Source organism: Vibrio sp. 1078-1, assembly GCF_033340475.1.
In genome coordinates, this window is sequence record NZ_JAWOWM010000001.1 from 353,325 (window position 1) to 366,253 (window position 12,929).

Sequence of the window (12,929 nt, forward strand, 5' to 3'; positions counted from 1 at the left end):
GTCATGCTAGAGACAAAATCAAGTACTATGCGATTGCCTCCGAGCGGGTATCGTTTACACCGTTTTCCGCCTTTAGCGCAACCTAAGACTATCGAAGACGAATTCGGGCTAGATAACCAAGGCTGGCAAGAACCTCAAATAGATATCCAACAGCAACTTGAAGAAGGTTTTCAACAAGGTTTGCAACAAGGACATGAGGAAGGCTTACGCCAAGGTATCGAACAGGGCAAGCAACAAGGTCTGTTGGAAGGCCAAAAAGAAGGTTTCCAAAAAGGCTTTGTTTCCGGTGAGCAGTCTGGAAAGCAAGGCTTTTTGGAGGCGGCGAAGCCTGTCAATGAACTTTTTCACGCCCTTTCTCGTTGGCAAGATGAAAAAGAACAGCAACAACGCCATATGATTTGTGAACTGGTACAAAAGGTAGCTCAGCAAGTGATTCGTGCCGAGCTCACTTTAATGCCTCAGCAGATCCTAGCTTTGGTGGACGAGACATTGTCTGCCATGCCTGGTAAAGCGGAAACAGTAACTGTGCATTTAAATCCGCAAGATTTAGAGCGCATTACTCACATCAATGCTGATTTGCCGCAATCTTGGAAACTGGTCCCTAATACGGAGCTTCCTATTGGTGGCTGTCAGTTAGTGACTGATGACGCAGAAGCGGATGCGAGCTGCGACTCTCGTTTGGAAGCCTGTATGGACAATGTAAAGCAACACCTTTTGGATGAAGTCAGTATTCCACAGGTAGAGTCTGAGCATGAGTAATACCCTAAGCCATGAACTATTAAGTGAGCGTTTGAGCGAAGCCTTGGCTTCGCTCGATTCAATCCCTGTTGCTCGCGTAACAGGGCGATTGATAAAAGTAAACGGCTTAATGTTACAAGCCGTAGGGTGTCGGTTTAAGCTTGAGCAGCGTTGTCTCGTAGAAACCGCGGAAGGCGATATGATCGAAGCGCAAGTTGTGGGCTTTGAACACACTATTGCTTACCTCATGCCTATCCGCCGTTTAGGCGGTCTGTTTGCAGGTGCAAAAGTCATCCCTCTTGATGGTGATAGTACCGTGCAGCTAAGCTCTCAGTGGTTAGGACGCGTACTGAATGGTTTAGGTGAGCCGTTAGATGACGGGGCACCGCTTAAGGGGGGTGATCGAGTTTCACTTGAACCAAAACCGATTAACCCACTGAAGCGACGCCCAGTTGATACGCCACTCAACGTAGGCGTGCGAGCGATTAATGGACTATTGACGGTAGGCAAAGGCCAACGTATTGGTTTGATGGCTGGCAGTGGCGTCGGTAAAAGTGTGTTAATGGGGATGATCACCAAAAACACGGAGGCCGATGTAATTGTGGTCGGGCTTATCGGTGAGCGAGGCAGAGAAGTACGTGAGTTTATCGAGAGAAACTTAACCCCAGAAGCGCGCAAGAAAGCGATCATTATCGCGGCTCCTGCTGATGAATCCCCGCTAATGAGGTTAAGAGCGACACTACTTTGTCATCGCGTTTCAGAGTATTTCCGAGACCAAGGCAAAGACGTTCTACTTCTGATGGACTCTCTAACCCGATACGCCATGGCACAGCGCGAAATCGCTCTTTCGCTCGGTGAGCCTCCAGCTTCTCGTGGTTATCCGCCCTCAGTCTTCAGCGTGTTACCTCAACTCCTAGAGCGAGCGGGTAACAGTGAAAATCAACATGGTAGCTTAACGGCAATTTATACCGTATTGGCAGAAGGGGACGACCAACAAGATCCTGTCGTGGATTCCGCGCGCGCCATCTTAGATGGGCATGTCGTTTTATCGCGTCAACTGGCTGAGCAAGGGCATTATCCCGCGATAGATATCAACGCGTCTATTAGCCGTTGTATGAATACTTGTACGCAGGACGCACACAGCACGATTGCGAATAACTTCCGTCAAATGTACTCCAACTACCTTCAGGTTAAAGAGTTACTGCCATTAGGGGGTTATCAACCAGGACAAGATCCTGAGTTAGATCAATCTGTTGCTATGTATCCAAATTTGCGTGCATATCTACAACAAGCTGCCAACGAGTCTGTAGATTACCCAACCAGTTTGACCGAGCTCGCGCAGCTTTTTCAAAGTGCTTAATCAAATGGGAGTGACAAGGCTGAAATGAAATCCAAGTTAAAAGCCGTAGGCAAGTTACAGCAAATGGAAGAAAAACAGCGTGACCGTGTGGGTCAACAACTTGATGCCATGCGTCAGCGTCACTCCCATCTTTCAATGCAATTGGAACAGTTGTCGGCGTTGAAAGGCCACGCTGGACAATCAACCCGAACCGGCCCGACGCTGACGAGCGCGGCTTTGATGAACTTTAATCGTGTTGACCAAATGCTACAAAGAATGCTTCGTCACCACGAGCAAGAGCAAGCCGTTATGCAAGCGGAATGTGCATCTGTACAGAAAACGCTAGAACACAAGCACGCACGCGTTCAAGGGTTAGAAAAAGTGCTTGATCGTTGGCGTACTAAGCAGAACTATGAAAAAGCGAAAAAAGAGCAAAAGATGATTGAAGACATCATTAACTCTCGCGTTAAGCGCAAGATATTATGATGTCTTGTTGACGCTACTAGGAGCGCGAATAATTTCTGCGGTGTCTTAGCCAACCAAACCAGCCTCCAAGCATGATCAACCCTGATCCGAGAGCACCGCCGCCACTGCTGCCGTTGTTACCAAAGCCAGATGTGTTGGTATCGACAGGCTCAAAGCCAGAGTCCCCTTCGCTATGATAATCTTCCGAACTTGCTAAGAGGGCGTTATAACTGGTTTTTACACCTGAGCTGGTTTGGGTCTCAATCCATGTTGCATAGTTCAAAATCTCGGTAAACACACTTGGAATCGCAGCGGATTCGCAAACTGAAGAACCGTAGCTCACAATGCCAATTTGCTGATACATGCCATTATTGTCTTGATAGGTGAGAGGACCGCCTGAGTCACCCCGACAGATACCAGTGTAGCTTCGTTCAGGAAATCCATTCGCACATAAACTTTCCTGAGCGTTAAACCCTGTTACCAACGAAGCGCATTGGGTGTCGGTAAGGGGTTTTACTTCTGCCCAGCGTAAATAGTTAGGGGGGCTTTCATCATTGGTTGAGGTCTGACCTAAACCGAATATCTGATAAACTGACTTGCTGCTGTAGTCTCCAAAGTCTTGCGGTAAAGTGATGGATTGGACGTTATCGGTGATAGGTCTAGTCAATTCAAGGACAGCGATGTCATTAATCCATAAATCGCTAGGCACATAATCAGGATGAATCGTGATAGAGCGAACATCTTTGAATTCTTCAACAAACACGTCATTCATCGTAGGGTTTTTGACTAACACTCGTAGGTCGTTGATTGTCCAGCCGTCAGTAAAAACGCTTGGTTCTACGCAGTGAGCCGCAGTTAAAATGAAGCGGTCGTTTACAATGGTTCCCCCACAAATATTGGCAAACTGATTAGCGCCAGTTTTATGTAGAATAAGACGTGCAAAAAAAGGAAGTTGGTTTTGGGTAGCCTGCTGACCCCCAATAATTGCCGTGGAGATCCCTTGTTCTGAAAGGCGGTTATCATTTTCTACTTCAGCGGTCGTACTCAAAGATACTGCAAAACAGAGTGCGCTTAGCCATATTTGATACTGCTTCATAAACCATCCTTGGATGAAAAGTGCTCTTCTAACTTTATACTAGTTTTTCAGTGAATGTGCTTAACAAAAGTTTCTAATAGTTGAATGATTGTTGTAGCCAAGATCGCAACAGATGAAACGATTCAAGCTTTAGCTTGTGTGGCGGGCATACAAAGTAAAGCTGTTGATGAGGATTAATGACGGGTTCACCCAGCTCGATTAGCTGACCATATTTGATGTCATCCTTCACAAACAAGCGATGAGTGACCAATAACCCCAAACGACGAGTTGTGGCCTGGACGGCTTGTATCGACATGTTAAAAGTGATTGGTTTTTTATTTTTAGGTCGCTGGATACCCGTCGCGTCCAGCCACACGTTCCAGTCATTTTTTCTTCGTTCGTTAGTAACTTCAATGATGGGATACTGCTTTAAGAGTTGAGTGATGTTTGAGTCCTTGGTCTTCGCTATCAATTCAGGACTGCACACCAAAACCAGTTCATCTTCACTGAGCTTTTCGCAGTAGTAATCCTGCCATTCTTCGGGATTTCCATGCACCAAGGCCGCGTCGATACCTTCTTGTTCTAAATTGAATCTGCCAGACAGGTTTGATAAACGAACGTCTAATTGAGGAGCAAACCCTTGTAAATCTGACATTCGAGGAATCCACCAGTGAAGAGCCAATGAATTCACCATATTGAGCGTAACACGCTGCAAGTTCTGATCTTGGATGAGTGCTTCCGTTGCATCGACAATTTGCTCTAAAGCGGGTGCCACCTTCCTGTAATACTTTTTACCGTCCGCGTTGAGTTGAACTTGTCTGCCTATGCGATCAAATAGAGGCTTGTTGACTTGACTCTCCAGCGATTTAATTGCCTGACTTACGGCTGAGTGGCTCACACTTAATATCTGTGCTGCTTCTGTCATGCTGCCAGACTCAGCTACTGCAACAAATGCGTAGATGGACTTTAAGGGGACTAGTTTCCGCATAATTTAAAAACCGTAGCTGGTGATAGATAAGTTAAACTGTAAGTTTTTCTTACATCAATGGTTAATATTACTCGCTATTTACGATAAGTGATGTCTTTTAAAATGCTCCATATATTAAGGAGTATTGAATGAATGCTGTAAATAAATCTATCCTTTTCATGTTGATGTCTACGTTAAGCTTATCTGTTACTGGACTGTTAGCAAAGCAGTTGTCAGGCGAACTTTCCGTCACACTATTTAGCTTCTTACGTTTTTTGGTGCCTGCGCTTATCTTGCTTATCTTACTTCGTGTGAAAAACCTTACCTTTCCTAAAGCGGGCACGCTAAAGCCTATTTTATTGCGTGCTCTTTGTATCGGTTTGTCACAACTTTGCTTTATCGCGTCATTACAAACGTTAACGCTCGTTGAGGGGGTCGTTTTGTTTGCTACTGGCCCATTATTTATTCCCTTGGTTGAAAAGCTGTTCATGAGGGGGCGCATTCGTGTTTCAACATTGGCGGCTTTAGCAATGGCGTTCACTGGTGTGGTTATGTTGGCGGGCGGTGGAAGTGAGATCACATGGCGAGCGGATTTATTGCTCGGCTTGGCTGGTGGACTCTTCAATTCTGGTTCTCAGCTTACGTTATATAAAGTGAGTAAAACAAATATGTCGCCGCTAGAAATCAACTTTTGGGCGTTTGGTTTTGCTGCCGTATTTCTGTTGCCGCTAACTTTGTTTAACGACTTCGACGCGTTACTTAATATGAGTGTTATGGCGCCTGAGATTTCTTCAAATGTGCTGTGGATCGGTATGATGTCTCTGATGATCATTAACACCCAAGTTTTTCGCTCCAAAGCATATAAACTGGCAAGCAGTGGCTCTCAACTTGCACCACTCATTTTTACTAACTTATTATTCACTGCGGTTTGGCAGAGCCTGTTTTTTGAAGACCGAATGAGTCAAAGTCAAATTGTTGGGATGAGTTTAATAGTGCTCGCAATCATACTGAACACATGTTGGGTTCGCTTTACGGCGCATCGCAGTGGCGGTTTACAAGCGAGAACTTCTTAGTCTGTCGGAAAATGAAGGGGGCAGGTAGATAAATTGGTCGTGTGGTTTGATTTTTCCTGAGTATGGGCTAGCGTCAAGAAAGGTTCAAGGAGAGAAATCATGCTTACGCTAAATTATTACGTCGAAATTTCGGCGACACCGCAACGAGTGTGGGAAGTGCTAACCGATGTTGAGTTGTATAAACGTTGGGCGCAAGCCTTTTCACCGCAGTCTCAATTTGAAGGAGCTTGGGAAGAAGGAGGTGGCATCACTTTTTTTGATCCAGATATGGGCGGGACAAGGGCGATCATAGATACGGTGCTACCGCTTCAAAAACTTGAATTTCATCATGTTGCCATTTTTAATCCGGATAATCGTCAACAACTCGATGCTGACCTAGCATCTAGGTGGATCGGATCGCGAGAGATCTACCAGATCGATACCAACAACGATCGTTTACTACTCAATGTTATCATTCATACTCACAATGACTTTGTTTCCATGTTTAATCACGGATGGGAAAAAGCCTTACCCTTGATAAAAGCCATTAGTGAAGAGCAAGCTTAGGGTTCTTGCTTATCTTGGGCTGACGATGCGTTGCCGGAAGGTATACAATAGCACGCAAGATAGCGCACCTAAGAGAGTGGATGATGGAATTTAAAGTTGATACCCATACACATACGTACGCCAGTGGTCACGCGTACAGTACCTTGATTGAAAATGCAAAGTTGGCAAAAGAGAACGGGCTGGATATGTTCTGCACGACCGATCACGCAGAATTAATGCCGGGTGCGCCTCATTACTGGTTCTTCTCTAACCAGAAAATTCTGCCTCGTTTTCTTGAAGGCGTTGCGATTATTCGCGGCGTTGAATCTAACATTATGAATACCGAAGGCGACATTGATATTCCACTGAGTGTGGACCGCAACTTAGATTGGGTGATTGCGAGTTTTCATGAACCCGTTTTTCGTCCTGCAAACAAGCAAACTCACACGGAAGCACTTGTTAATGTCATTCAGAGTGGTCGTATTGATGCGCTCGGTCATCTTGGTAATCCAAATTTCGACTTTGATTTTCAGACCGTTTTAGCGTGCGCGAAAGAGCACAATGTCGCGATTGAAATTAATAACACCACGCTGAAAGGCAACAGCCGAGTAGGCAGCGTAGACCGTTGCCACGAGATTGCACAAATCGGGAAAGATCTCGGTGTTTTCTTCACCACGGGCAGTGACGCGCACTTCTGTCACGATGTTGGTAATCTGGATTTGGTTGGAGAGTTAATGGACAAAGTGGGTATTGATAGCAAGAAAGTGATTACTCACACCGCTCAGCAGTTTTTGTCTTTCTTAGCTTTGAGAGGCCGTAAACCAATTGCAGAATATGACAGCATTCTCAACGCATAAACTTGATTACATTTAAGGTATGCACCCGACGCCAGATTGCTTTACACTGCGACCCGGAAATACTCAACTAAGCTAGTTTTTCGCCTTTTATGGCGTAGGTTATTTGGGTGAATAAAGCCGACACAGAATTCGGCACTATAAATGGAGAAGTGAAAAATGTTACGTCCTTTAGTCCTAGGGTGTGCGATTGCGTTTGGCTCAACATACGCAATGGCAGAAGCGGTTGATTTAAAACAAAACATGAAACAGATGAAGATGGAATTCAAACAGGCGGCAGAAGCATCTGATGTCGAAACCATGAAATCTGCGATTGATAGCTTGCAAGCGATTGTTGAACAATCTAAGCGTGGTAATTACCCACCAGAGAAGTTTGATACTTACTTAGAAGGCTTTAACAAGCTGACGGTAACGCTAGATAAGATTGAAGCGGATCTTGATGCGGGCAAGCTACAAGAAGCAAAAGCTCAACTGCGTGAAATCGATAGTCTTCGTGAAGAGTACCACGACAAGCGCAATCCAAGCATTTGGAGCAAGTTGTTTGGCTAATTATATACTGAGCGGAGCATTTGCTCGTGGCAGTGGATTACGCGTTATCTCTAAGTAATGAATGAACACATTATCAGCCTGCCATTTCGGCGGGCTTTTTTGCGACTGTCAATCGATGCATTCAAGAAAACCTGTGAGGTAGCAAGCACTTATTGATCCTGTTTTTGAGCTATCACTCAAAATTGGTTACGCTGTGTGAAATTTGTTAAGTCACCGTTATGCGTAGATTAATTCCTTTTTACCGCTCGATGTTATTTGCTAGTGCTCTCAGTTGGGTGCTAGTGACACTGATGCCTGTTATCAATGCTCATGGTAACAGCATGGGCGTGTGGGCGACGCTATGTACGCTTAACGGATTTGAGTTGGTCCAAATAGAAGAGGGCGACAATTCGGTCAGCCACAAAGGCAAGCCTTGTCCGTTTAGCCACTTCTCGACTTTTCATCACGATACACTTCCAACGACACCGATACTTTCAAGACAGAGCTTGGTGACTTCTGACAGCTACGCTTATTTGGCTCTAAGTGTGCGATTTGAAACACCAGTTCCTCGAGCGCCGCCAGTTTCCCTTTTCTCATAACAAAAACAATTACAAGTAAATAAAGCCAACAACACTGCCACTTCGAGCAGTAGTACTCCCGAATCTAAGTCAATTAGCGCCGCATACAAATGTGTATGTGCAGGATGCGTTTGACTGAATTTGGGTGTTCAACAATGAAAAAAGGAAAATACACATGTTGAGAAACTCGGCAAAGCCTCAACTCAAGGAAGCCTCACGCGCAAAATCCATCTACTTTATGACGTGGCGATGGCACTTTTACGCAGGTTTGTTCGTCATTCCATTTATGCTCATGCTTTCCCTCACGGGGTTGGTGATGTTGTTTGATGATGAAATCGAACTGGCTCGATACGAAGCGACATTACAAGTTTCACCACAAGAGCACATGATTCCTGTCTCTGCACAATTGGAAACCGTAAAGCAGGCGTATCCCGATTTTAATGTCACTCAATTTGTACCTGCTAAAACGGCCGATATCGCCAACCGATTCTCGCTTCAAAACCAAGAAGGCAGCTCGCTGATTGTTGCAGTAAATCCTTACACAGGAGACGTACAAGGCACCATTAATCGTGGTGATAGCATCTATGAACTGATGAATAGTATTCACGGTACGCTGCTCATTGGCGACCTAGGCGACCGTTTAATTGAAATCGCCGCAAGTCTGGGGATTTTGCTGTTGGTATCTGGTTTGTACCTTTGGTTACCTAGAGACAACGCCAGTCGCGCCGGCTTTTTGAAAATTCGCCTTAACAACGGTCCTCGGATTTTGATGCGTGACCTGCATGCGAATTTAGGTGGTGTGCTGTCGATTGTTCTGTTGTTCTTTTTGATTTCAGGTTTGTCGTGGGCAGGGATCTGGGGGGCGAAAATGGTGCAAGCTTGGAATACCTTCCCAACCTATTACACATGGGGTGAGAAACCGGAATCCACACTGACACACAAAGATCTCAACCATGGCGCTTCAGAAGAGATGCCATGGAACTTAGAGCTTGCTGCTGTGCCTGAATCGAAAGACAAACCCGCTCATGATCATGCCAATATGAAGGAAGATATGGCATACGCAGGCAGCCATGATGCGCTCTCCATTGATGATATCATCCTCAAGGCTGAAATGATGGGCTTCACTGGTTATAAGCTGTTTTTGCCACGCTCTGAGAAGGGCGTTTACACCGTTGCAGCTAACTCCATGGGTGGCGATATCTCCGACCCAAGACAAGATCGCACCAGCCACTTTGACCAATATTCCGGTCGCTTGTTGGTGGATGTAACGTGGCAAGATTACAGCGTATTTGCCAAGTTCATGGCGGCAGGTGTGTCATTGCATCAAGGTGATGTGAGTATATTGAACAAAGTGCTCAACGTAGTGTTCTGTTTGGCGTTCATCTTAATCTCAATCACAGGTGTGGTGATGTGGTGGATTCGTAGACCAAGTCGCAGTGCCGCATTGGGCGCACCACCTAAGTTTCAGCAAGACGGTATTTGGAAGCTTGGCTTAGTAACGTTGGTGATATTGTGTCTGGCGTTTCCGATGGGCGGTTTGGCAATTGTTACGGTTCTCGCACTGGATTGGCTGTTGTTCAACCGCGTTGAGAAACTGAAAACGGCGTTGAATTAGTAACAGACAAAGAATGGAATAATAAAAGAGCCTGCGAAGTCGAAGTGCTGGCTCTTTTTATTTCTGGTAAATCTCCAGTGGCAAGCCATCTGGGTCTTGGAAGAAGGTAAAGGCTTTGCCTGTAAATTCGTCAATACGAATTGGCTCAACTTCAACGTCATTCGATTCTAGGTAGGCTTTGACTTGCTCAACATCATCAACCAAAAAAGCGAGATGTCGCAGGCCTTGCGCTTCGGGAAAGCTCGGTCTCTCAGGGGCGCCCGGAAAGCTAAACAGCTCAACTTGACTGCCGTCAGGTAAAGCGAGGTCAAGCTTGTAGGAGTCTCTGGCTTCACGATAGTTTTCGGCAATGACTTTCAGTCCTAACACTTCAGTGTAAAAGCGTTTTGACTTTGGGTAATCGCTGCAAATGATCGCGACGTGATGAATGGCATTAAACATGGTTAGCCTCTTCAAGCATGGTTAGTATCCTCGGAGACTAAATGCTCCTTAACGAAGTCGATAAACACACGCAGACGAGCGGGCATGTATTTGGTTTGCGCATACTGCATCGCGATAGCGCCATGGTAGTTACTCTTGATCATCCAATCCGGCAGAACCTCTACCACTTCTCCTTGCTCTAACGCGTCTTTGATCACGAAGTCATGGAAGATCCCAATTCCCAAGCCAGACTTAACCCCGTTCAAGCGCATTTGAGAATGGTTGACGGCGTAGCGTCCACTCACGGCAATGGAGTGGAACGCTTCTTCTTTAAAGAATGACCAGATGTTGTCTTTGTCGTTCTCGGCAAGATAAATGCAGTCGTGTTGCTCAAGCTCGGTTGGGTGCTCAGGCATACCATGTTTGGCTAGGTAATCTGGAGAGGCACATAAAACGAGATTGGTCTTGCTGATCTCTTTGAGCACTAGATTCTCATCGGGTTTGTCGGTGAGCTTAAAGGCAACATCAATACCTTGGCGGAACAGATCAATCTCACCATCTGCTGCACGCAGCTTAAGCTGAATGTTTGGATAACGTTCTAGGAATGGCAACACAAACGGTTGAAGCACCGAATTAAGAAATGCTTCAGGGGCTGCTACTGTGAGTGCGCCTGTTGGCTCAGCATGATCTTCCGCAGATAGCTCAACGGCTTGCTGCGCGGCATTCACCATTGCGATGCTTTGGTCGTAAACCTTTTGCCCTGCTTGAGTGATGATCAACTTACGAGTTGTGCGCTCAAACAGTTTGACCGAGAGGGCTTGTTCCAACCGTGTGATCAACTTACTTAAAGCCGATGGCGTTACGCCGAGTTGTTTAGCAGCAGCGGTAAAACTGCCTTCGTTTACCACCAAGATAAACGAAGCAAGATCAGGAAGTAGGGCAATGAGTTTTGGATTAACCATAATTGTTCAGTTCTGCGCAGCGGAATAACGATATTGTCTGGTACGGTTTCACGAGGTTCAAGTGTCACCGTCTCGCTTTAACGATATTTTGCCAAAAATGCATTGAGTGCAGGCAAGCCAGATTCACCAGTATGGTATTGCTGCCAACAGTGATAAATGGCCGTTTCATGGTCTGCAATTAACTCGATAGCTTCTCGCTCAGCGATTGAATACTGCTGTGAAGCTTTCACTTCTTCATGCCACTCTCGATACTTAACCTCATAAGGTTCTACCCACTTCAAAAGAGTCGCCACCAACTCTTGCCATGGTAAACCAATCCACTTAGTTGCATCTGCCAAGCCTTTATCCAGCATCTCTTGGTGTCGACTTTCGATATCCATGCCATGTGTTAGCAGTACAGGTTTGAGCTTTTCTGCGGTTAGCTCTTCCACTTCAATCAAGGTTTGCCACAGTGTTTGTTGTTCACTTTGGGTGTAATGGCTCAAGTAGTGGTTGAAAAAAGCGATGCCGTAGATTTCGCCATAGTAGGCAGACAGAACGTTATGAATCATGGTGAGAATCGTGATTTAAACAGGGAATACCGCATTGTAGGAGGGGAGAGCGCGAAGTGTAAATATCTGAATATACTCAAGTGACTTCAAGATACATGGTTCAGAGCGTTGTCACTGATTCAAGTTCAAGGAAAACAACGAAGCGGAATAGCGAGCTCTTTCCAAGTTGTTTGACGAAGAAATTGCTTCAGTGGCACGCTCCCGAAGGGCGAGTTGCCTTGGTTCGCATGCTTCGTTAACAATTTTCGATTTAGAACCACTAGATTTTCAAATTGTTGCCTCGCCTTCAAACCAAGTCATCCTCGCTGAACCAAGCATCTCGAGGTTACTTGAGTATAAATAAAAAAGTGCTGCTGACAGAATTCGAACAGAACTTGTGAGAATTTTATGAGAATTCGATGAAGTTGCTGATAGATTTGCTCGTCATTCTTAGAGGCAAGAACGCAAAACGTTCGAAACGTAATGCTTAACCTACTCAAGTCACGAACAAAGAAGTAAAGCCGTACACATGGGCTTGGGTAGTTCAACCCTCATTAAAGGATGGAATCACAATGAAAAAACGTACCCAACTCGGACTCGTCATGACTTCAGTCGCTATGGCACTAGGTTCTACATCAGTGAACGCGGCGGAATTGGAAATCACCGTGACAAACGCAACCAAAGGCATCTACTTTACGCCACTTATTGTCGCTGCACATGGTTCTGATCTTCAAATGTTCAGAACGGGTCAAGCAGCAACGCCAGAACTAGAAGCTATGGCAGAAGGCGGTGATATCTCTGGTCTTGCTAGCGTGATTGGTAACGCTGGTGGTGCGGTGGTTGAGAACCCTGCTGGTGGCATTTTGAATCCGGGTGTTGCAACCACCTTCACCTTAGACAGTGGCGACCACGGATATCTTTCTCTGAGCGCGATGTTGCTGCCAACCAATGACGGTTTTGTCGGTCTAGATAGTTGGAAGATTCCAACGGAAGCGGGTACATACCGAGCAACGCTAAGAAGTTACGATGCTGGTACAGAAGCGAACGATGAGCTTGCGTCTAGCATGCCAAACCCACCTTTCATTACCTTTGGTACTGGCGGCACAGGCGTTGAAGCAACGGTAACTAACGACAAAGTTCACGTGCATCCGGGTAACCTTGGTGATAGCGACCCAACTGGCGGCATCAGTGACCTAGACAGCAGCAGCCATCGTTGGTTAAACCCAGTTGCAACCATCACAATCGTTGTGAAGTAAGGGG

At 45.8% G+C, this 12,929-nt stretch carries 15 protein-coding genes; 10 read left to right on the forward strand and 5 right to left on the reverse strand.

Annotation, left to right across the window (positions count from 1 at the left end):
- Positions 1-3 precede the first annotated feature (3 nt).
- From fliH to fliJ, 3 genes are read left to right on the forward strand one after another with little or no spacing between them, the layout of a single operon-like run.
- A complete protein-coding gene (gene fliH / locus R7190_RS01595; RefSeq protein WP_005375050.1) occupies positions 4-759 on the forward strand; it encodes a flagellar assembly protein FliH in 756 nt (251 codons plus the stop codon).
- Entirely contained in the window at positions 752-2,098 is a 1,347-nt protein-coding gene (gene fliI / locus R7190_RS01600; RefSeq protein WP_005375057.1) for a flagellar protein export ATPase FliI, read from the forward strand. Before fliH ends, fliI begins: the two co-directional genes overlap by 8 nt.
- Positions 2,099-2,122: 24 nt before the next feature.
- Positions 2,123-2,563, forward strand: a complete 441-nt coding sequence (gene fliJ, locus R7190_RS01605) for a flagellar export protein FliJ (RefSeq protein ID WP_017820533.1) — start codon at positions 2,123-2,125, stop codon at positions 2,561-2,563.
- A gap of 16 nt (positions 2,564-2,579) precedes the next feature.
- Here the strand turns inward: fliJ and R7190_RS01610 are convergent, their stop codons facing one another.
- A complete protein-coding gene (locus tag R7190_RS01610) occupies positions 2,580-3,638 on the reverse strand; it encodes a S1 family peptidase (protein WP_025768593.1) in 1,059 nt (352 codons plus the stop codon).
- Positions 3,639-3,711: 73 nt separating this feature from the next.
- Positions 3,712-4,605 (reverse strand): LysR substrate-binding domain-containing protein, encoded by an 894-nt coding sequence (locus R7190_RS01615; RefSeq protein ID WP_033906699.1) that lies wholly within the window; start codon positions 4,603-4,605, stop codon positions 3,712-3,714.
- A gap of 128 nt (positions 4,606-4,733) precedes the next feature.
- On the opposite strand from R7190_RS01615, the gene R7190_RS01620 reads away from it, so the two are divergent.
- The 6 genes from R7190_RS01620 (at position 4,734) to R7190_RS01645 (ending at position 9,757) form a co-directional block, all read left to right on the forward strand.
- Complete coding sequence (locus R7190_RS01620) at positions 4,734-5,657, forward strand: DMT family transporter (RefSeq protein WP_186585098.1); 924 nt, start codon at positions 4,734-4,736, stop codon at positions 5,655-5,657.
- 99 nt (positions 5,658-5,756) lie between these two features.
- A complete protein-coding gene (locus R7190_RS01625) occupies positions 5,757-6,203 on the forward strand; it encodes an SRPBCC domain-containing protein (RefSeq protein WP_318137503.1) in 447 nt (148 codons plus the stop codon).
- Between the two features lie 83 nt (positions 6,204-6,286).
- Positions 6,287-7,039 carry a phosphatase gene (locus tag R7190_RS01630; protein WP_186585621.1) on the forward strand — a complete coding sequence of 251 codons (753 nt, stop codon included), beginning with the start codon at positions 6,287-6,289 and terminating at the stop codon, positions 7,037-7,039.
- Positions 7,040-7,195: 156 nt separating this feature from the next.
- Entirely contained in the window at positions 7,196-7,585 is a 390-nt protein-coding gene (locus R7190_RS01635) for a cytochrome b562 (protein WP_021035869.1), read from the forward strand.
- A 218-nt stretch (positions 7,586-7,803) separates the two neighbouring features.
- Positions 7,804-8,163, forward strand: coding sequence for a hypothetical protein (locus R7190_RS01640; RefSeq protein ID WP_080276971.1), 360 nt, complete (start codon positions 7,804-7,806; stop codon positions 8,161-8,163).
- A 154-nt stretch (positions 8,164-8,317) separates the two neighbouring features.
- Positions 8,318-9,757: a PepSY-associated TM helix domain-containing protein gene (locus tag R7190_RS01645; protein ID WP_186585099.1), complete on the forward strand. Its 1,440-nt coding sequence runs from the start codon at positions 8,318-8,320 to the stop codon at positions 9,755-9,757.
- 57 nt (positions 9,758-9,814) lie between these two features.
- Here R7190_RS01645 and R7190_RS01650 read toward each other — a convergent pair whose 3' ends face one another.
- The 3 genes from R7190_RS01650 to R7190_RS01660 form a co-directional block, all read right to left on the reverse strand.
- A complete protein-coding gene (locus R7190_RS01650) occupies positions 9,815-10,198 on the reverse strand; it encodes a VOC family protein (protein ID WP_053303870.1) in 384 nt (127 codons plus the stop codon).
- Between the two features lie 11 nt (positions 10,199-10,209).
- Entirely contained in the window at positions 10,210-11,139 is a 930-nt protein-coding gene (locus tag R7190_RS01655; protein ID WP_033906703.1) for a LysR family transcriptional regulator, read from the reverse strand.
- Between the two features lie 77 nt (positions 11,140-11,216).
- Entirely contained in the window at positions 11,217-11,690 is a 474-nt protein-coding gene (locus R7190_RS01660; RefSeq protein WP_186585100.1) for a hypothetical protein, read from the reverse strand.
- A gap of 551 nt (positions 11,691-12,241) precedes the next feature.
- On the opposite strand from R7190_RS01660, the gene R7190_RS01665 reads away from it, so the two are divergent.
- Positions 12,242-12,925, forward strand: a complete 684-nt coding sequence (locus R7190_RS01665) for a spondin domain-containing protein (RefSeq protein ID WP_104980162.1) — start codon at positions 12,242-12,244, stop codon at positions 12,923-12,925.
- Positions 12,926-12,929: the final 4 nt, after the last annotated feature.